Source organism: Vreelandella sp. ssv (assembly GCF_059448525.1).
In genome coordinates, this window is record NZ_CM182545.1 from 3,168,529 (window position 1) to 3,190,193 (window position 21,665).

At 57.0% G+C, this 21,665-nt stretch carries 12 protein-coding genes; 10 read left to right on the forward strand and 2 right to left on the reverse strand.

The features are described 5' to 3' along the window. The 10 genes from treZ (at position 1) to AC5TBW_RS14470 (ending at position 19,110) form a co-directional block, all read left to right on the forward strand. Positions 1 to 1,872 carry a malto-oligosyltrehalose trehalohydrolase gene (gene treZ, locus AC5TBW_RS14425; protein ID WP_495509229.1) on the forward strand — a complete coding sequence of 624 codons (1,872 nt, stop codon included), beginning with the start codon at positions 1 to 3 and terminating at the stop codon, positions 1,870 to 1,872. Continuing rightward, positions 1,869 to 4,010, forward strand: coding sequence for a 4-alpha-glucanotransferase (gene malQ / locus AC5TBW_RS14430; protein ID WP_495509230.1), 2,142 nt, complete (start codon positions 1,869 to 1,871; stop codon positions 4,008 to 4,010). Before treZ ends, malQ begins: the two co-directional genes overlap by 4 nt. Further along, positions 4,003 to 6,819 (forward strand): malto-oligosyltrehalose synthase, encoded by a 2,817-nt coding sequence (gene treY / locus AC5TBW_RS14435; RefSeq protein WP_495509231.1) that lies wholly within the window; start codon positions 4,003 to 4,005, stop codon positions 6,817 to 6,819. The genes malQ and treY overlap by 8 nt, the downstream gene beginning before the upstream one ends. A gap of 90 nt (positions 6,820 to 6,909) precedes the next feature. Next, positions 6,910 to 7,257: a DUF2934 domain-containing protein gene (locus tag AC5TBW_RS14440; protein WP_495509232.1), complete on the forward strand. Its 348-nt coding sequence runs from the start codon at positions 6,910 to 6,912 to the stop codon at positions 7,255 to 7,257. 36 nt (positions 7,258 to 7,293) lie between these two features. Beyond that, a complete protein-coding gene (gene glgX, locus AC5TBW_RS14445) occupies positions 7,294 to 9,492 on the forward strand; it encodes a glycogen debranching protein GlgX (protein WP_495509233.1) in 2,199 nt (732 codons plus the stop codon). Positions 9,493 to 9,544: 52 nt separating this feature from the next. Continuing rightward, on the forward strand, positions 9,545 to 11,572 hold the full coding sequence (locus AC5TBW_RS14450; RefSeq protein WP_495509234.1) for an alpha-1,4-glucan--maltose-1-phosphate maltosyltransferase: 2,028 nt from the start codon (positions 9,545 to 9,547) through the stop codon (positions 11,570 to 11,572). A 74-nt stretch (positions 11,573 to 11,646) separates the two neighbouring features. Next, a complete protein-coding gene (treS, locus tag AC5TBW_RS14455) occupies positions 11,647 to 14,994 on the forward strand; it encodes a maltose alpha-D-glucosyltransferase (RefSeq protein WP_495509235.1) in 3,348 nt (1,115 codons plus the stop codon). After that, the gene (gene glgB / locus AC5TBW_RS14460; RefSeq protein ID WP_495509236.1) at positions 14,987 to 17,212 is read left to right on the forward strand and encodes a 1,4-alpha-glucan branching protein GlgB; all 2,226 of its coding nucleotides are present in this window, start codon (positions 14,987 to 14,989) and stop codon (positions 17,210 to 17,212) included. The genes treS and glgB overlap by 8 nt, the downstream gene beginning before the upstream one ends. A 206-nt stretch (positions 17,213 to 17,418) precedes the next feature. Beyond that, positions 17,419 to 18,648 carry a nucleoside recognition domain-containing protein gene (locus tag AC5TBW_RS14465; protein ID WP_495509237.1) on the forward strand — a complete coding sequence of 410 codons (1,230 nt, stop codon included), beginning with the start codon at positions 17,419 to 17,421 and terminating at the stop codon, positions 18,646 to 18,648. A gap of 177 nt (positions 18,649 to 18,825) precedes the next feature. Then, positions 18,826 to 19,110, forward strand: a complete 285-nt coding sequence (locus AC5TBW_RS14470; RefSeq protein ID WP_495511973.1) for an EamA family transporter — start codon at positions 18,826 to 18,828, stop codon at positions 19,108 to 19,110. A gap of 35 nt (positions 19,111 to 19,145) precedes the next feature. Here the strand turns inward: AC5TBW_RS14470 and AC5TBW_RS14475 are convergent, their stop codons facing one another. Together AC5TBW_RS14475 and AC5TBW_RS14480 are read right to left on the reverse strand one after the other, a co-directional pair. Further along, the gene (locus AC5TBW_RS14475; protein ID WP_495509238.1) at positions 19,146 to 19,361 is read right to left on the reverse strand and encodes a DUF2798 domain-containing protein; all 216 of its coding nucleotides are present in this window, start codon (positions 19,359 to 19,361) and stop codon (positions 19,146 to 19,148) included. A 93-nt stretch (positions 19,362 to 19,454) separates the two neighbouring features. Further along, positions 19,455 to 21,638: an OsmC domain/YcaO domain-containing protein gene (locus AC5TBW_RS14480; protein ID WP_495509239.1), complete on the reverse strand. Its 2,184-nt coding sequence runs from the start codon at positions 21,636 to 21,638 to the stop codon at positions 19,455 to 19,457. Positions 21,639 to 21,665: the final 27 nt, after the last annotated feature.

The following is a 21,665-nucleotide window of genomic DNA, read 5'->3' on the forward strand; positions in this document are numbered from 1 at the left end:
ATGTTTGAAAGGCCTCAACTCCAAAGTACCAAGCCGCAAAAGAACGGATTACGCAAAAATAGCTTTCAACCCGTCCTCGGTGCCCAGGTAATGGGTGAGGATCTGACCCGGTTTGTGCTCTGGGCCCCGGGTGCTAGCCGGGTCGACGTGGAGGTCGAGGGCCTGCCTGGCGCCACGATGGTTAAGGCTGACGACGGCTGCTTAACGGCCGAGGTGGTCTGTGGACATGGCGCTTGCTACCACTACCGTATATTCGTTGAGAACGACGACGAGGACGATGAGCAGGGCAGTCTAGTGCCCGACCCCGCCGCCCGAGCCCAAGCGGGTGATATAGATGGCCCCAGCGTCGTGATCGATCCTGAACACTACGCATGGAAAAGCACCGACTGGCAGGGACGTCCCTGGCACGAAACCGTGCTTTACGAACTGCATGTCGGCACGTTCGGCGGCTTCAATGGCGTTCGCCCATATCTGTCCTATTTTGCTGAACTGGGTGTAACCGCCATCGAATTAATGCCGGTCTCGGAATTTCCCGGTGCACGAAACTGGGGATACGACGGTGTGCTCCCCTACGCGGTGGAGGCCTCCTATGGCAGCCCTGACGACCTTAAAGCATTGATCGACGATGCCCATGCCATCGGTCTCATGGTGTTTCTTGATGTGGTCTACAACCACTTCGGCCCCGACGGAAATTACCTAGCAAACTACGCTGGCGCTTTCTTCCGCGAGGATCTGGTCACGCCCTGGGGGCCCTCTATCGACTTTCGCCAGCCGATGGTACGCCGCTACTTCATTGATAACGCCTTGATGTGGCTTGAGGAGTATCGTTTGGATGGCCTGCGTTTCGATGCTGTCCACGCCATCAGCGAGCAGGATTTCCTAGCCGAACTAGCCGAGACAATACGCCATCAGATCGCCCCCGAACGGCATATTCATCTTGTCCTGGAGAACGAAGGCAACACCGCCAGTCTCCTCAACCAATGTCAATTTACTGCTCAATGGAATGACGACTGGCACAACGTTATGCATGTATTGCTGACCGGTGAGCAGGAAGGCTATTACAGCGACTTCGTTGACAACGCTACGTCTCGGTTAGCCCGCTGCCTGAGCGAAGGGTTCATCTTTCAAGGCCAGCGCTCGCGCCATGGCCACACCCGAGGAGAGCCCAGCACTCATCTTACTCCCACGGCCTTTGTGGCATTTCTGCAGAATCACGACCAGATCGGTAACCGCGCCCTCGGCGAGCGCCTGAGCGTACTTACCGATCCCGAACCACTGGCGGCAGCCACGACCCTACTCCTGCTTTCGCCGATGGTGCCGCTGCTGTTTATGGGTGAAGAGTGGGGGTCCACACGGCCCTTTCTATTTTTCACTGAACATAATGAGGAGCTTGCCCAAGCGGTTCGCAAAGGGCGACGGGCAGAGTTTGCCGACTTCAGCGCTTTTCTTGACGAAGAGAGCCGCGAGCGCATACCGGACCCCAACGCCCTAACGACCTTTGAAGCTTCAATTCCTGACTTCGCCGTGCGGGAAATGCTCCCCCATGCTGCCTGCCTGGAGCGTTATCGCACCCTGCTAACGGTGCGCCATCAGCATATTGTGCCGCGTCTGCAAGGTGCCGTAGCGCTAGGCGCTGTCGAGGTCGGTGATAAAGCGGTGGTGGCCCGTTGGCAGATGAATGACAAAACCCAACTCGTCATCGTCATCAACCTGGATAAACACCCGGCTACCTCTTCTGGGTTGGGGGTAGGCCAGCTACTCCATGAAACGGCTGAAGGGGTAGCGACGGCTGCCCAGAGTGGCCGGTTACCGCCCTGCGCCGCAGCCGCATGGTTATGCCAAAACCCTGGTGACGAGGAGCTAAGCGCATGAAAGATAAGCTGAGGCAACTCGCACAAGCGGCTGGATTGTTGCTCGAATGGGAAAATAGCGAGGGCGAGCCTTGCCAGCTATCTGAGCAGGTTCAGCATACCTTGCTGGAAATACTCGGCTTTTCTACCGACAGTGAGTCCGCCATGGACGAAAGTTTGCAACGCCTACAGCGTTTGCATGCGCCGGAAAGCCCCGCAGAGTGGCCACCGCTGATCGCCGTTGACCGTGATACTCCCATCACGCTGCCTTCACCGCTGCCCCCCGGCACCGCTTTTACATTGCAACTTGAACAAGGGGGTTGTGTAGAGGGAGTCCTCGACAATGACGGAGCTATGTTTGGCGTGGCGGACATCGGCTATCACCGGCTACACATCGCCAATACCGAATTGACCCTGGCCGTCGCTCCGCACCAGTGCTACTCCCCACGCGATGCCTGCGGTGAAACCACTCCACGCCTGTGGGGTTTAGCGGCACAGCTTTACGCGCTGCGCCGTCCTGGTGATGGCGGGATCGGTGATGTTTTAGCACTGGAGCATTGCGTCATCCGTGCCGCCGAACAAGGGGCGGATGCCGTGGCCATCAGCCCAACCCATGCCATGTTTAGCGCCGATACCGGACGCTATAGCCCCTACTCACCCTCCACACGTCTCCTATATAACGTGCTTTATAGCGCTGCCGAAACCCTGTTTGGCGAACCCCGCGTCCACGAAGCTCAGGCCCGTAACGGACTGCAGAAAGAGCTACGCCGCCTGGAAGCCCACGACTTAATCGACTGGCCCGAGGCGTCACACGCCAAGCTCTCGTGGCTACGTTATCTTTACGATGATTTGATGGCTCGTGAAGATGAAGCCAACGTTTGCCTGCGTCGGGAGATGCAAGAATTTCGTCGGGCGGGGGGCGAATTGTTGGAAAACCATTGCCGCTTCGAAGCCATACATCAGGAAATTGGGCTCAGCGACTGGCGCCAATGGCCCCCAGAATTGCGCGACCCTGCCAACCCCGAATTAGCCCGTTTCGCCGAGGCTCGTGCCCATGAAATAGGTTTTCATGCTTTTTTACAGTGGATAACGACCGCTGGGATGGCCCGTGTGCAACGCGTGGCCCGCGAGAGCGGCATGGCAATCGGGCTGATTGCTGATTTGGCGGTGGGTGCCGATGGCGGTGGAAGCCAGACGTGGAGCCGCCCAGAAGACATGTTAGAAGGTGTTTCCATTGGCGCCCCGCCCGATCTGTTTCATGGCCAAGGCCAGGACTGGGGCTTGGCTGCGTTCTCGCCTTATGGCCTGCAGCGTTCCGGGTTTCGTAGCTTTATCGACATGTTGCGCAGCGCCTTCACCCATGCTGGCGGGGTTAGGATCGACCATATTCTTGGCCTGATGCGCTTATGGCTGGTTCCCCATGGGGCTTCGCCCATTACGGGCGGCTATCTGAGTTATCCACTGGACGACATGCTGCGTTTGGTGGCACTGGAGTCCTGGCGGTATCGCGGCATCGTGATTGGTGAAGACCTGGGTACCGTTGCCCCTGGCTTTCGCCATCATCTCGCCGCACGCGGCATATTGGGCATGCAGGTGCTTTGGTTCGAGCAGGATGAAGAGCACCACTATATTGCCGCCAACGACTGGAACCCCAAGGCAATGGCCACCACCTCAACACATGACCTGCCAACAGTGGCGGGCTGGTGGGCGGGGCGCGACATCGAATGGCGCAGCCAACTAGGGCTGCTCAAGGCATCGCAAAGTGCTGACAGCGAACAGCTTGCTCGGCGCCGGGAGCGCGCCAAGCTGGCCAGCACGCTGGGCTTGCTTGGCGTTACGCCCACCACCGAAACGCTGGAAGCGGCGGACATCCCAGCATCGAAGGTACTCGACGCCTGTGCTCGCCATCTTGGCAGCACTCCCGCGCCCTTGATATTACTCCCCATGGAGGATGTTCTGGGCCTGGAGGAGCAGGCCAATTTACCCAACACGGTGGATGAGCACCCTAACTGGCGTCGGCGCTGGGCAGCCGAGGCGGACCAACTGCTGGCCTCAGACGAAGTCCGTCAGCGGCTTGCGGAGCTTGTTCGCGCGCGCAAGGTGTCAGCTCGCCGTGAGTCTTCACAGTCTAATACGACTCAGGGGCATAACCATGAGTGAAATACTCGCTACCGTGCGGCTACAGTTTCATAGCGGCTTCACCTTAGAGGATGCCGAACACTGGGTAAGTTATTACGCAAGCCTTGGCATCAGTCATATCTACGCTTCCCCGCTGCAGGCGTCGCGTGCTGGCTCCCCCCACGGCTATGACGGTATCGACCCCACACGTATCAACCCTGAGTTAGGCGGCGAGGCCGCGCTTGAGCGCCTCGTGTTAAGGCTTCATTCATACGACATGGGGCTTATTCTTGATATCGTCCCCAACCACTTGGCCGTGGGCGGTTCGCAAAACCGCTGGTGGCAGGAGGTGCTAGCCTGGGGTGTTGACAGCCCCTATGCCAGCTACTTTGATATCGACTGGCACTCCCCCGACCCACTGCTTGCCGGTAAGCTGCTCGTGCCGTTTTTAGGGGAGCCTTATGTCGAGACGCTGCAATCAGGTGAGTTGGTGCTATGCCACGACCCTGAAACAGGCGCCTTCCATGTCGACTATCACGAACACCGCTTCCCCATCGATCCGCGTCATTACGGCGACATACTGCGCTTTGCTGAACACAACGCTGTGCACGAACAGGCAGCTTTTTTCGATGCCCTGCAGCAGCAAGACGATGCCTATACCGCCGCAGGCGATGCGCGTTCTCAGCTAAGCAAGGTGATGGAATCACCTACTGCCCGGCAGTCTCTTGAGGACGTTCTGGCGCTATTCAACGGCGCCAGCCCCAACGGTGCCATTCGGCTTCATACCTTGCTTGAGCGCCAACATTACCGTTTAGCGTGGTGGCGCACCGCGTCTGATGAGATCAACTGGCGGCGTTTCTTCGATGTTACCGAGCTTGGCGGGCTGCGCATCGAAGACCCAGAGGTCTTCGACGCCGTCCACGCCCTGCCGTTACGATTAGTTGAAGCAGGCTGGGTCGACGGCCTTCGGGTCGACCATATTGATGGACTTGCCGACCCGCGGGGCTACTGCTTAAGACTGCGCCAGCGCCTGGATGCTGTGCAGGAGACACGACCGGGCGCTGTACAGGGCGATGTATCGGGCCATGTCGCCCTCTATGTGGAAAAGATCCTGGGTAATAGTGAAACGTTACACCACGACTGGGGCGTGGACGGCACCAGCGGCTACGAATTTATGAACGAGGCCTCGGGAATACAACACGATCCCGCCAGCACCGCACTTCTTCGTCAGCTATGGCATGAGGTTAGTGGCCGTGATCCAGATTTTTCTGCAGAAGTGCATCTCGCCCGGCGAGAGATACTCACTTCACTGCTGTCCAGCGAATTCACGGCCTGTGCCCGTGCCCTGCATGCGGTTGCCCGCGCCCGGTTGGAGAGTCGTGATATTACCTTGGCGGCGATTAGCCGAGCGCTTGAGGCATTAATCGTCCATTTCCCGATCTATCGCTGTTATGCCGACGATACTGGACGCCCCGATGCCGATGAGCCCTTCTTCGCTCAGGCCATGCTCGGCGCTCGTCAGGAGCTAAGTCCACCAGATACGGCGGTGCTTGAAGCAATAGAGGGCTGGCTGGGCGGTGAAGCGCCGCGTGACTGCGCTAATGATGAAGAGCGCCAACTGAGACTACGCGCCATTATGCGCTTCCAGCAGTTGACCTCACCCGTCGCCGCCAAGGCGGTGGAGGATACTGCCGGGTACCGCAGCGCGGTGTTGATTTCGCGTAATGATGTGGGCTTTGATGGCGAGAATTTCTACCACTCTATCGAGCATTTCCACGCGGCAAACGCGTGGCGTGCCCGCTACTTCCCCCATACCATGGTGACGACTGCGACCCACGACCACAAACGTGGCGAGGATGTGCGCGCTCGTCTGGCAGCCCTTAGTGAGCAGGCCATCCACTTTGCCACCCACGTCGAGCATTGGCGGCGAATGGCAGAACCACTGCGGCGTTCGCTGCCCGATGGACTCGCGCCCTCACCGGGCGATGAACTGATTCTTTACCAGATCCTATTGGGAGCTTGGTCACCGACACTTGATCCGCTCGACACCGAAGAGATGCAAACCTTTGCCCAGCGGCTTGGCCAATGGCAGCAAAAGGCGCTGCGCGAAGCCAAGTTACGCAGCCACTGGCTATGGCCAGACGAGGCCTATGAGTCGGCTTCCCGCGCTTTTCTTGAAGACTTACTGACCACGCCCCCACTACGCGACGCTATTGCTAAAGCAGCGCGCGCCCTGGATCTGCCGGGCGCCATTAACGGCCTGGTGCAAACAGTGTTACGCCTCACCGTACCCGGTGTGCCGGACCTCTACCAGGGGGGGGAGTTCTGGGACTACAGTCTGGTCGACCCCGACAATCGACTCCCTGTAGATCATGCCTTGCGCCAAGCGTCGCTGGATGAGGGCCTGACGCCTGAATCAGCTCTGTTAACCTGGCGCGATGGATGTATAAAGCAAGCCTTCATCGCCCGGCTGCTGGCCTTACGCCACCATTACCCCATGCTGTTCACCCACGGTGATTACCACCCCCTTTCAGCGACCGGCGCCCATGCTGGAAACGTGCTGGCCTTTACCCGTCGACACGCCGGCTACCAATTGCTGGTGGTAGTCCCCCGGTTGACCACCGATCTGCTGGGCGAAGCCGAGCAACCGCATATCCCCTCGCAACGCTGGGGGGACACTTGCTTGCCGGCGGAACCTGGTCTATGGCAGGGCGTCTTGGCCGAGACCACCATTGAAGTGGGTCTCCATGGCATCCCCATCGCCACTCTTCTCGCCGAACTTCCCGGGGGTGTTTTCCTGCGTGTTCAAAACGCCTTTGACCGTACCGGAGGAGCCAGTCCAGCACATTGATATAGCCAAGCATCGGTATGTGCCAAGCAGAGTTATGTACCAAGCAGAGAGATAGCCACACAGTGATATTGCTAAAGAGGGAGAGCTGACATGACTGACGAAGAGCGCGTACGTCAACTGGCCTACAGCATTTGGGAAGCCGAAGGACGTCCAGAGGGACAACAACAGCGCCATTGGGATAGGGCAATGAAGATTGTCGCCGCTGAACAGTCGGAAGAAGAAGCGGAAGCGCCGTTACAGGATCGCGAACAACCGCCTCAGACATCCGACGAAACGGGCAACACGGCGACTCCGAAGCAGCCGCCTGACAAGAAGGCCCGCAGCGTCCAGACACAACGTAAAACTGCCAAGACGTCAAAGCCAGACGCCAAGACAGCGACAAAGGCAGCACCAGCGACATCGAAAATCAATCCCCCCAAGACGACTGACCGTAGCTAAACACTCGAATGGCCGAATGGCTCCAGGACGAATGCGATGAATACAAGCCACGCCTCGCGGGACAGCGACAGCACCGTTGCCACCGATGAATCCCCCAGTGTTATGCGGCAGGCACGCGTTCACGAGGGTTGGTCGTTTCCCCTGGGAGCGACCTGGGATGGGCTAGGGGTTAATTTTGCACTGTTCTCAGCCCATGCAACCAAAGTCGAACTGTGCCTGTTTGATGAAACCGGCGAACAGGAATTGGCGCGCGTCGAACTGCCCGAATATACCGACGAAGTCTGGCATGGCTACCTACCCGACGCCCGCCCCGGCCAACTCTATGGTTACCGCGTGCATGGGCCTTACGCGCCGGAAGAAGGCCATCGCTTCAACCCTAACAAGCTGCTGCTCGACCCCTATGCCAAGCAAATCGTCGGCGAACTGAAGTGGGATGAAGCGTTATTCGGCTACACCATCGACCATCCCGATGGTGATCTGAGTTTCGATGAACGGGACAGCGCACCGTTCATGCCACGCTGTAAGGTGATCGATCCCGCTTTCACCTGGGGGCGCTCGCGAGGGGTACAGCTGCCTTGGGATCACACCATTCTTTACGAGACCCATGTTCGCGGTTACACCATGCGCCATCCATCGGTCCCTGAAGCGCTACGCGGCACCTTTGCAGGGCTGATGGTCAACGATGTGATCGACTATATTCGCTCGCTTGGAGTGTCATCGGTGGAGCTATTGCCGATCCATGCTTTCGTCGATGACCAGCACCTCTTAGACCAGGGGCTGCGCAATTATTGGGGCTACAACACCTTAGGTTTTTTCGCACCCCATTCTCGCTATCTCTCGGGTGAAAGCATCCATGAGTTCAAAGAATTGGTGGCGCGCTATCACGCCGCCGATCTTGAGGTGATTCTCGACGTTGTCTACAACCACACCGCTGAAGGCAACGAACTAGGCCCCACCCTCTCGTTTAAGGGAATCGACAATGCCTCCTACTATCGGCTGATGCCCGACGAACCGCGTTACTACATCGACGACACCGGCACCGGCAACACCCTGAACCTGAGTCACCAGCGCGTGTTGCAGATGGTCACCGACTCGCTACGTTACTGGGCAACAGAGATGCGGGTCGACGGCTTCCGCTTCGATCTGGCGACGATTCTTGGCCGCGAACACCATGGTTTCGATGAGGGTGGCGGCTTTCTCGACTCCTGCCGACAAGACCCTATCCTCAGCCAGGTTAAGCTGATTGCCGAACCTTGGGATTGCGGTCCTGGCGGCTATCAGGTGGGTGGCTTTCCTCCTGGGTGGGCAGAGTGGAATGATCGGTACCGGGATACTGTGCGCGCTTTCTGGCGGGGAGATGAAGGGCAATTGCCGGAGCTGGCAACCCGGCTGATGGCGTCGGCAGATTTCTTCAAGCGTCGTGGTCGGCGGCCTTTCGCCTCGGTCAATTTCGTGACTGCCCATGACGGCTATTCCCTTTACGACCTGGTGGCCTACAACGATAAGCATAACGAGGCCAATGGCGAGGACAATATGGATGGCCATGATCACAATTTATCGTGGAACCATGGTTTCGAAGGCCCTACTGACGATGAAGACATCCAGGCATTACGGCTACGTCAGATCCGTAACTTCATCGCCACCACGCTGTTCTCCCAAGGCACGCCGATGCTGCTAGCGGGCGATGAACTATTACGCTCCCAGCAGGGCAACAATAACGCCTATTGCCAGGATAATGAGATCAGTTGGGTGGACTGGAATCTCGATGGTGACGCCCACGCTATGATCGAATACCTGCGACGGGTGATCGCGCTTCGGCTGCGCTACCCCATCCTGCGGCGTGGACGCTTCCTTTCCGGTGAGTACAACGAGGAAATGGGACTCAAGGAAGTGACCTGGCTGGCGCCGGATGGTGCCGAAATGGATATCGAGCGCTGGGAAGATGCCGAGGCACGCACACTCGGCCTATTACTCGATGGCCGCGCACAGCCTTCCGGCATACGCCGTGCAGGTGCAGATGTCACTTTATTGCTGATCTTCAATGCGCATCACGAGGCCGTTGCTTTTCAGTTACCGGATGCACCGAGTGGTAGCGGATGGTTATGCCGCCTCGACACTAGCCAAACCATTGAAGAAGTCCCTTTCCAGCGCGCCTTTGGTGAGGAACATGTGATGAAAGGTCGCTCACTTGCCCTGCTAGAGCTAGTGCAGCACGCCAAAGGCGCCGTTACCTAGGGCGGCGCGGATACCTTCGCTGTTGTATTCACGCCGCAAGGAGAAACATGCGATGAGTTCACCTGTCTTTCCCACGTCCGGGACTCTCCCGGCGCAAGAGAAGAACCCCAGCCATGGTCTGGCGGCCACCTATGCCCCGCGCATTGCCATTGAATCCGTCACCCCCTCCCTGGACCAGGGACGCTTTGCGACCAAAGCCATCGTTAACGAAACGGTGGTGGTTAAAGCTACCATCTTCGCCGACGGTCATGATGTGCTGGCAGCCGCCATCTGCTGGCACGACGATGAGGGGCGGCAACAGCGCACTGCCATGTGCCAGGTCGCCCCTCTGGGGCTGGATATATGGGAAGGAAGTTTCACACCTCAGCGGGTGGGCCGCCATGGTTTTATTATTGAAGCCTGGTGGGATGTTTATGCCACTTATCACTACGAACTTGCCAAGAAACACCAGGCAGGGGTTCCCATCGGGCTCGAACTTGAAGAAGGCAGGCGACTGGTAGCGCAAGCCGCCGAGCGTAGCGAGGGAGCGCTTTACGAATCACTGGCTGACCTCCTTGAACAATGTCGGCTGGCAAAAAATGATGCTGACCGCGTCGCGCTGCTATTAGATGATGAAACGACTAGATTGATGCACGAAGCGGATACTCGTCCGCATTTAACCAGAAGCGACGCCCTCTATCCGCTCGAGGTAGAACGGCTTAAAGCGCGTTTTGCCAGCTGGTACGAACTATTCCCCCGCTCGGAAACCGACGATCCCAATCGCCACGGCACGTTCAAGGATGTCCACAGGCGGCTACCGTTAATCCGCGACATGGGCTTTGACGTGCTCTATTTCCCGCCTATCCATCCTGTCGGTCGGGCGTATCGCAAAGGGCCTAATAATAGCCTTAAAGCCGGGCCGAACGATCCAGGCAGCCCCTACGCCATCGGCAGCTCCGAGGGTGGGCATGACGCCATCCACCCGCAACTCGGCACCCGCGAGGATTTCCACGAGCTGGTGGATGTTGCCGCCGAACATGGTTTAGAGATTGCGCTCGACTTCGCTATCCAGTGTTCGCCGGATCACCCTTGGCTAAAGGAGCACCCAGGCTGGTTTTCCTGGCGGCCCGACGGCTCGATTCGCTACGCCGAGAACCCGCCTAAAAAATATCAGGATATTGTCAACGTCGACTTCTACGCCAAAGAGGCTATCCCCTCGCTTTGGCTTGAACTGCGTGATGTGGTGCAAGGCTGGGTGGATGAAGGGGTGAAGATATTCCGGGTTGATAACCCGCACACCAAGCCACTCCCCTTCTGGGAGTGGCTAATCGCCGATATTCGCAGCCGTGACCCCGAAGTGATTTTCCTGTCCGAAGCCTTTACCCGCCCGGCCATGATGCTGCGCCTGGGCAAGCTGGGTTTCACGCAGAGCTATACCTACTTTACCTGGCGCAATACCAAGGCAGAGTTAACCGAATATTTCACACAACTCAACGAGTCGCCCCTGCGCGACGCCTATCGGCCCAACTTCTTCGTTAATACACCGGATATCAATCCCTACTTTTTGCAATCGTCTGGGCGGGCAGGATTCCTGATTCGCGCGGCGCTAGCCACTATGGGATCAGGATTGTGGGGCATGTACTCAGGTTTTGAGCTCTGCGAAGGCGCGCCTGTGCCCGGTAAGGAGGAGTACATCGATTCAGAGAAGTACCAGCTCCGCCTGCGCGACTATAGCGCCCCCGGCAATATCATCTATGAGATCGCCCAGCTCAACCGAATCAGGCGCGAGAATCCGGCACTGCATAGCCACCTTGGCTTGTCCTTTCATGTGGTACACAACGACCGCTTACTCCTCTTCGCCAAACGCGCTTCGCTAAGCAATGAAGCCATATTAGTCGCCGTCAATCTTGACCCCTTCGAGCCTCAGGAGGGTGCATTTGCGTTGCCCATGGCGCTTTTTGGCCTTCCCGATGAGGCGGCACTTCATGGCGAGGATCTGATGAGTGGTCGTCAATGGACTTGGCATGGCAAATGGCAGTCGATGCGCTTGGAGCCCGCCGTTATGCCGTTCGCCATTTGGCGTATTCGCCCGGTTTACTAGCAATGGCAGTGGCGGGGAAGCCGACTAGCTGATGTGGATTGTTATCTACCGATGAAAACAGAGAGGGTAAGCCAATGATGGATGCCAGCAGCGAAACACACGCCGTCGAGGCGATGGATTTCCTCGACGACCCACTCTGGTATAAAGATGCCGTGATTTACCAGGTCCATGTTAAGGCCTTCTTCGATGCCAACGACGATGGTATCGGCGATTTTGAAGGGCTTATCCAAAAGCTCGATTACATCGTTAGCCTGGGTGTCAACACGATCTGGATTTTACCGTTCTACCCCTCGCCGCGTCGCGACGATGGCTACGATATCGCCGAATATACCAGCGTTAGCCCCGATTACGGCACGCTTGAGGATGCCCAGCGCTTTATCACCGAGGCGCACCGACGCGGCCTGCGGGTATTGACCGAGCTGGTCATCAACCACACCTCCGACCAGCATGAGTGGTTCCAGCGCGCCAGACAGGCGCCTGCAGGGTCGCCGGAACGCGACTTCTATGTCTGGTCGGATACCGATCAAAAGTACCCCGGCACGCGAATCATCTTTCTCGACACTGAATCATCCAACTGGACCTGGGATCCGGTTGCAGGTGCCTATTACTGGCACCGTTTCTATTCACACCAGCCAGATCTCAACTTCGATAACCCTGTGGTGCTCGACAGGGTGATCAGCGTTATGGAGTACTGGCTCGACATGGGAGTCGATGGTCTGCGTCTGGATGCCATTCCCTATCTGGTCGAGCGCGAAGGCACCAACAACGAGAACCTGCCGGAAACCCATGTGGTACTCAAAAAAATCCGCGCTGTAATAGACGAGCGTTATCCCGACCGCATGCTGCTCGCGGAAGCCAATCAGTGGCCCGAGGACACCCGCCCCTACTTCGGCGACGGCGACGAGTGCCACATGGCGTTCCACTTCCCTTTAATGCCGCGCATGTATATGGCCCTAGCCCAGGAAGACCGTTTCCCCATCACGGATATTCTGCGCCAGACACCTGAAATCCCGGCCACCTGCCAGTGGGCAATTTTTCTGCGCAACCATGATGAACTGACCCTGGAAATGGTCACCGACAAGGAGCGTGACTACCTTTGGAATCACTACGCCGCTGACCGACGCGCGAGAATCAACTTGGGCATTCGCCGTCGTTTAGCGCCGCTGTTGGAGCGCGACCGGCGGCGTATCGAGCTCCTCAATAGCCTGCTGCTCTCCATGCCGGGCACGCCGGTGCTCTATTACGGCGACGAAATTGGCATGGGCGACAATATATATCTCGGCGACCGTGACGGTGTGCGTACGCCGATGCAGTGGTCAGTGGATCGCAACGGCGGCTTTTCCCGAGCCGACCCGGCAAAGCTGGTGCTGCCGCCGATCATGGACCCGCTCTACGGTTACCAGACGGTCAATGTCGAAGCCCAAATTCGCGACTCGCACTCGCTACTCAGCAACATGCGACGGCTACTGGCAGTTCGCAGTCAGCACCGCGCTTTCAGCCGCGGCACCATGCGGCCACTCTACCCCTCCAACCGGCATATTCTCGCCTATTTGCGTGAGATGACGCTCGATAACGGTGAAACGGAAACACTGCTGTGCGTGGCCAACGTGGCCAGCAGCGCTCAGGCCGTGGAGCTCGATCTTTCCGCGTTCGCGGGTCAGGTGCCTGTCGAAATGGTCGGCGGAAGTGCTTTTCCACCGGTGGGAAAACTGGCGTACCTACTGACGCTTCCGCCCTACGGTTTTTTCTGGTTCTTACTCGCCCCCGCTACCGCCATGCCGGAGTGGCATGTGCCGGTGCCCGAGCCGATGCCGGATTTCGTCACACTAATTATCAAAAAGCGCCTTCATGAGATTTTTGAGGAGACGCCCAGGCGTTTACTCGAACGCGAGACGCTGCCCAACTACCTGCCCAAGCGGCGCTGGTTCGCTGCCAAACAGGCACGCATTGAAGAGGTCCATTTACACGCCACTGCCAGCCTTGAGCACAGCGGGCATTCACTGCTGTTTAGCGAACTGGAGGTCAAACATGACAAAGGGAGCGAGCGCTATCAGTTACCGCTGGCTTTCCTAGGCGAGGATGAGCAGAGCAATCCGCTACCGCAACAGCTCGCCATGGCCAGGGTTCGTCGTTTCCACGAAGTCGGGCTACTCACCGATGCGGTCACCCTGGATGCCTTTACACTGGCCGTATTAGAAGGCATGCGCCTAGGCACCGTGCTGCCTTATGAGAAAGGAGAAATCCATTTCTTGCCAACCGCTGCCTTCGCCGAATTGACACTACCCGAGCACCCCGAGGTGGTGCAGCAGAGTGCCGAGCAATCCAATAGCTCGGTGATCATCAATCATCAATTAGTGCTCAAACTGTTTAGACGTCTGGAGCCAGGTATTCATCCCGAAGCGGAGATCGGTAGCTACCTGACTGAACGGAGCTTTATGCATACCGTGCCCCTGTACGGCGTAGTCACCCGGCTTGAACAGGGCTCCACGCAAACGCTCATGATTCTGCAAGGCTTCATCGACAACCAGGGCGATGCCTGGTCATGGACGCGCAACAAGCTGGAACGTGCCATTCGTGAAGCGGTGGCGGACGATGAACGAGCAAGCGAGCCAAAAGCCGACGTCCGCTATGGCGCCTTCGAGGAGTTGGAAAAGTTTGCCACTACCTTAGGGCGTCGACTGGGCGAGCTGCATATGGTGCTGGCGACGCCCACCGACGACCCAGCATTCTCGCCCGAAGTCGCCGGTCCCTCCCATGTGCAGCACTGGACACAACGCGTGACGCAGCGTGTTGAGGAAGCGCTAAACGTGCTCGAGCAACACAAGAACACTGCCAGCGAAGCCGAACAGCGGCTCGCCGATATCATTTTGGGTAGCCGTACCACGCTAATGGACGCTATCAAGATGATGGCGGCGCTCGCCGAAGGCAGCCTGCTCACCCGCATCCATGGCGACCTGCATCTTGGTCAGGTACTGGTAGCCCATGATGATGCCTACATTATCGATTTCGAAGGCGAACCGGCCAGGCCCTTGGAAGAGCGTCGTGCAAAAGATAGCCCGTTGCGCGATGTGGCTGGCATATTGCGCTCCTTCGACTACGCCTATGCCAAGGTGGAAGAGGCCCGTCCCAGCGAGAATGAAAGCACCCTTGCGAACACCGAGACCAGCCACGCGGTGGTGGATCAGTATCTACTCAAAGGGCGCCAAGCCTTTCTCAACGCGTATTGGCTGGCCACCATGGACATGCCCCACGAGTGGAAGCAAGCCAGCGGAGCCGCTGCGGCAGTGGATCTTTTTGTGCTGGAAAAGACAGCTTACGAAATCGCTTACGAAGCCGCCAATCGCCCAGAATGGCTGGGTGTGCCATTGCAAGGCCTAGCCGCCCTCATCGAACAACTCAGACCAGGAGAGCCACATGAATGATGCTATTCACACCCGACCCCTTCTGGATCGCAGCTTGTGGTTGACTGAGGAAGACGCCGGGGCTCTAGCGCAAGGAACCCATCGCGATCCCTTCGCCATTCTCGGCATTCACAGCGATGGGAAAGGGCAATTCTTACGGGTATTCCTACCTGGCGCAGTGGGGGTTGATGTTCTCGACCGCGAAGGTGGCAGTGTCCGCTGTTGTCTGACGGGTATGCAAATCCCCGGCTTATTCGCTGCGCGGCTACCCCATGCGGCTCCCTATCTGCTGCGAATTCGCTGGCCCCAAGGCGAACAGCTAACCGAGGACCCGTATAGTTTCGGCTTGCTGCTGGGCGAAATGGATCTCTACCTGCTAGGTGAAGGCAATCATCGGCATTTGGGGCACTGCCTGGGTGCCCAGCCTATGGCGGTGGAAGGCATTGATGGTGTGCGCTTTGCGGTCTGGGCACCGAATGCCCAACGCGTATCCGTGGTGGGTAATTTCAACAGTTGGGACGGCAGGCGACACGTCATGCGCCTGCGTATCGCCGCCGGGGTGTGGGAGATATTCGTACCGCGCCTGGGCCCGGGAGAAGCATACAAATATGAGATTATCGAGGCTAACGGGGGCATTGGCCTCCGGGCCGACCCCGTCGCATTGGCTACTGAAGCTCCACCATCTACCGCGTCGGTAGTGGCCGATACCACGCCCTTTATCTGGCATGACGATGCATGGATCGCCCAGCGGGAAAAGGCCCATGATCCTTCCCGTCCAATCAGCATCTATGAAGTTCACGCTGCTTCCTGGCGTAAGCACGGGGGCGATAACGGCGAACTCTACAGCTGGCATGATCTGGCCGAACAATTGATCCCCTATGTACTGGAAATGGGGTTCACCCACGTCGAGCTCTTGCCAATCATGGAGCACCCGTTCGGCGGATCCTGGGGTTATCAGCCGCTGAGCCAATTTGCGCCCAGTGCCCGCTTTGGAAAACCCGCTGATTTTGCTAACTTTATTGATCAGTGCCATCAAGCGGGTTTGGGGGTGATTCTCGACTGGGTGCCGGCTCACTTTCCGACCGACCCCCATGGCTTGGCACGCTTTGATGGCACCGCTCTGTACGAATATGAGCATCCTTTTGAGGGTTTCCATCAAGATTGGGACACCTATATCTATAACCTGGGGCGTCGCGAAGTGCATGGCTTTATGCTCGCTTCGGCGTTGCATTGGCTGAGACACTTCCATGTCGATGCACTGCGCGTCGATGCCGTTGCCTCGATGCTCTATCGTAACTACTCCCGTAATGAAGGCGAATGGATTCCCAACCGCTATGGCGGCCACGAAAACCTGGAAGCGATCGACTTTCTGCGCCACCTCAATGACGTCATCGACGATGAAGTGCCAGGCGCGATTGTGATCGCCGAGGAGTCAACCGCCTGGCCCGGCGTTACCCGCCCGACCAGTGAAGGTGGACTGGGCTTCGCCTACAAATGGAACATGGGCTGGATGCACGACACGCTGGCCTATATGGCTAAGGATCCCATTTACCGCTCTCATTCGCACCATGACATGACCTTTCCGATGGTCTACGCATTCTCCGAGCGCTATGTGCTGCCTATCTCCCACGACGAGGTAGTACACGGCAAGGGCTCATTGATCGGCAAACTACCTGGCGACGAGTGGCAGAAGTTCGCCAATCTCCGCGCCTATCTTGCCATTATGTGGTCGCAACCCGGTAAGAAACTGCTGTTCATGGGCTGTGAATTCGGGCAGTGGCGTGAGTGGAGCCATGACCGTGAGCTGGACTGGTCACTGCTCGCCGAAGCCCGTCATGCCGGTGTCCATCGTTTACTCAGCGACCTTAACCGCTGCTACGTCGAGCTACCCGCCCTGCACCAATGCGATAGTGAACCCCGCGGGTTTACCTGGGTCGTGGGTAATGACAACACCAATAGCGTTTTTGCCTGGCTGCGCTGGAGTGCTAACGGTGAACCACTGCTGGTCGTTGCCAATATGACGCCGATACCACGTATGGGTTATCGCTTGGGCGTGCCGCTTGCCGGTGATTGGGAAGAGCGACTCAATAGCGATGCCGAGTGCTATGGCGGTTCCAACATGGGCAACCTGGGTGGGCTCACTGCCCAAGATTCTCCCCTGCATGGGCAAATCGCCAGCGTCGAGCTGACTCTGCCGCCGCTAGCGGTCCTGCTGTTGCGCCCGGCCGAAATGCAATGACCAAGTAAATAGCCGAAATACTTACCAGGAGCGCGTTAATGTGTAGACGGATGTGGCTCAATACTGAGTCAGGGTCTGCTCTGCTATAAACAGCGCAACCTATTCTTTCCCTGTCGTGTTAGCGAGAGCGGGCATTCATTGGTTAGGATAAGCGGCATTGTCTGTTTAACTACCTATCGCTTCACTGCTCAGGATGCTCTCCCGCCATGCTCAACGGAATCTGGTTAAGCTTTTTTATCGCGGCCTTTGCGGCATCGCTCTGGCAGTGGTTGGTGGGTGGGGATAGCGAAGTGTTTGCCCGCCTAGTGCAATCGCTGTTCGACATGGCCGACGTAAGCGTCGATATTATTCTGGTGCTGCTCGGCACCATGACGCTGTGGCTGGGGTTTCTCTCAATTGCCGAAAAGGCAGGGTTGATACGGCTGCTTGGGCGAGTGCTCGACCCGCTGTTCTGCCGATTGATGCCGGAGGTACCTCGCGGCCATCCCGCTATGGGACTGATCAGCATGAACTTCGCGGCCAACATTCTCGGGCTGGATAACGCCGCCACGCCGATTGGTATCAAAGCGATGCATTCGCTGCAAAGTCTTAATCCCAGCAGTGAGACCGCCAGCAACGCACAAATCCTGTTTCTAGTGCTTAATACTTCGTCGCTCACCCTGCTGCCCGTCACCATTTTCATGTATCGCGCCCAGCAGGGGGCTGCCGACCCCACACTGGTATTTTTACCGATCTTGCTCGCAACCAGCGCCTCTAGCCTGGCCGGGCTTTTGGCGGTGGCGGTGATGCAGCGATTAAAGCTCTGGCATCCCGTTGTATTGGCCTATTTAGTGGCGGCTGCCCTAGCGTTGGGGCTATTGATCACCACACTGGCGGGTATGTCTGCCCAAGCGCTGGCGGCGGCCTCTACATTAGTCGGCAACCTGACGCTATTTAGCATCGTCATGATGTTTTTAATCGTAGCGGCATTGCGCGGAGTGAAAGTCTATGACGCCTTTATCGAAGGCGCAAAAGAGGGACTGAGCTTCACCATTACTCTTCTACCCTACTTGATTGCCATGCTAGTGGCCGTCGGCGTGCTCCGTGCCAGTGGCGTGCTTGATGCTGGTTTAGGCGGTATCCGCTGGCTGGTCGAAGGGGTTGGTTGGGATACCCGCTTTGTAGACGCACTACCCACCGCCTTCGTGAAGCCACTTTCCGGCAGTGGTTCCCGCGCCATGATGATCGAAACCATGAATACCTTTGGTGTCGATAGTTTTCCCGGCCTACTCGCTGCCACCCTACAGGGCAGCACCGAAACCACGTTTTATGTGCTGGCGGTTTATTTTGGCGCCGTCGGCATTACCCGTATTCGTCATGGTTTGGGCTGCGCCTTGGTGGCTGACGCTGCAGGCATCACCACCGCCATTTTGGTGTGTTATTGGTTCTTTGGCTAAAGCGGCGCTAGGCCAGGAGGCTTTCGCTCAAGGCTTACAGCGACTACTTTTGCGGGGTTAAAAGCTAGGTTTCAGGAAGCAGACCAAGAGCCTCACTCAGTAAAGAGAATGTGATCAAACACCTATTTCTTCTAGGATTTACTGTTCAAGGACGGAAGGTGAAATATAGCAGGTGCCATCAGTATGTTGATCAAGCTAGTGATGGTGGGTGTGGTGCTGTTAACCAAGCTGTATGCCATTAGCACCAGCGGCCTAACGCTGATAGGCGTGTCTTTTGTGCTGTATATCGCGGGGATAAAACGTCCAACGCCAGCGCTCGCTTCCATGGTGGCCATGGTCGAACCCGTCACGGCCACCCTATTTGGCGTTGCTATTCTAAAGGCAAGACTGAGCATTATTCAGAAAATAAGTATGGAGTTGCTACTAGTGACCGTCACCGCGCTGAGTGTTGTATCAAGCTAGGTATAACTCCTTGTAAGCGCCTATCCGATGGCTCGTTAGATCTTCTCAGCAATGCGGTGGGCTAACTTATGGATAAAGGGACCGCTGATAAACGCGATGATCCCTGCGGCTGGCCACGCCAACAGCCATGCATGCATCCAAATGCCAATAAAGTCAGCATGCATACCAATATTCACATAGGTCACCCAGGCAGACATAATCAGCGATAGCGTAAACGACATGAGAATTGCGAAGATAATTCTATGCTTCATAGAAAGCCCTTAACTACCGTTTCATGGTCATCAAAGCCATCCTGCTGGTGCCGTCGCACCAGCAGATTAATTGTCATTGGTCTTGGTTAACGCTTAATGACCGGCCTTCGACGCCCGAGCAGCGTGGAGCTTCTTGTAGCTATCAATCAGACGTTGATGGCGCTCAAGACCTTCTAACTGCATGTTAGTCGGCGTTAATCCATGGAAGCGCACTTCGCCACTTACCGAGCCAACCACAGCTGCCATGGTTTCCTCACCAAACATGCGCTGGAAATTGTATAAGTAATCGTGCAGTTCCAGCTCATCATCCAGCACAATTTCCAGCACTGCATTTACCGCTTGGTAGAACAGGCCTCGCTCGACGGTGTTGTCGTTGTACTGCAGGAACATTTGCACACAATCCAGTGCCTCTTCATGACGCTGCAGCGCCAGATAGACCAACAACTTCAGTTCCAGGATCGTTAGCTGGCCCCACACGGTGTTCTCGTCAAACTCAATGCCGATCAGGGTAATAATGTCGGCATGGTCGTCCATCTGACTCTCTTCCAGCCGCTCGACAAGGTCGGTGAGCTGATCGTCGTCGAGGCGATGCAGGTTGAGAATATCCTCGCGGTAATCCAACGCCTTATTGGTGTTATCCCAAATCAGATCTTCAATCGGGTACACCTCAGAGTAGCCCGGCACCAGAATGCGGCAGACCGGTGCGCCCAGGTCTTCGTGAACCGCCATGTACACTTCGGCGCCCAGTTCCTCAAAGATGCCAAAGAGCGTCTCGGCCTCTTGATCGTTGCTGCCGGAGAAGTCCCATTCGCTGAATTCAAAATCGGGCTTGGCGCTAAAGAAGCGCCAGGAAACCACGCCCACCGAGTCGATAAAGTGCTCAACAAAGTTATTGGGCTCGGAGACAGTTTGTGAGTTAAACGTCGGCAATGGCAGGTCATTCAGCCCTTCGAAACTGCGGCCTTGCAGCAGCTCGGTCAGGCTGCGCTCCAGCGCCACCTCAAAGCTTGGGTGGGCGCCAAAGGAGGCAAACACGCCACCGGTGCGAGGGTTCATCAAGGTGACGCACATCACCGGGAACTGCCCGCCCATGGAGGCATCTTTGACCAGCACTGGGAACCCCTGGGCTTCCAGAGCGTTAATGCCTTCAACAATGCTGGGGTATTTTGCCAGCACCTCCTGTGGCACATCCGGAAGGGTCAGCTCCTGCTCGAGAATTTCACGTTTCACCGCCCGCTCGAATATTTCCGACAGGCACTGCACCTGGGCTTCTACCAGTGTGTTACCCGCGCTCATGCCGTTGCTGAGGAACAGGTTTTCGATCAGGTTAGAGGGGAAGTAGATCGTTTCGCCGTCGGATTGACGCACAAACGGCAGCGATACAATGCCACGGTCTTCACGACCTGAGTTGGTATCAATCAGGTTCGAGCCGCATACCTCGCCTTCCGGGTTATAGATCGCCAGACAGTGCTCGTCAAGAATCTCGGCGGGCAGCTCGTCATTCGGCCCCGGTTTGAACCACTTCTCATTGGGATAGTGAACAAATTCACTGTTGGCAATTTCTTCACCGAAGAACTGGTCGTTATAGAAGAAGTTGCAGCTCAAGCGTTCAATAAACTCGCCCAGCGCCGAACAGAGCGCGCTCTCTTTGGTCGCGCCTTTGCCGTTGGTGAAACACATCGGCGAGGCCGCATCGCGAATATGCAGCGACCACACGTGAGGCACGATATTGCGCCAGGAGGCGATCTCGATCTTCATGCCGAGGTTAGCCAGGATAGCGCTCATATTGGCGATGGTTTGCTCCAGCGGCAGGTCTTTACCTTCGATATAGGTGCTGCTGCCTTCTGGTGCGCCCATCAATAGCGCCTGGGCATCCTCGTCTATGTTCTCTACCGTCTCGATCTGAAAATCGGGGCCGGTCTGAACCACCTTTTTAACCGTGCAGCGGTCAATGGAGCGCAGAATGCCCTGGCGATCTTTTTCAGAAATATCTTCCGGTAGCTCAACCTGGATTTTGAATATCTGCTTATAGCGGTCTTCCGGGTCAACGATATTGTTCTGGGAAAGACGGATATTTTCGGTAGGAATATCCCGGGCGTTGCAGTAAACCTTCACGAAGTAGGCTGCGCACATGGCAGACGACGCCAGGAAGTAGTCAAACGGCCCTGGTGCCGAGCCGTCGCCTTTATAGCGAATTGGCTGGTCGGAGATAACCGTAAAATCGTCGAACTTAGCCTCCAGACGGAGGTTGTCGAGATAGTTAACTTTGATTTCCATGAGCGGGCATCCGGGGCAATGAGTGTG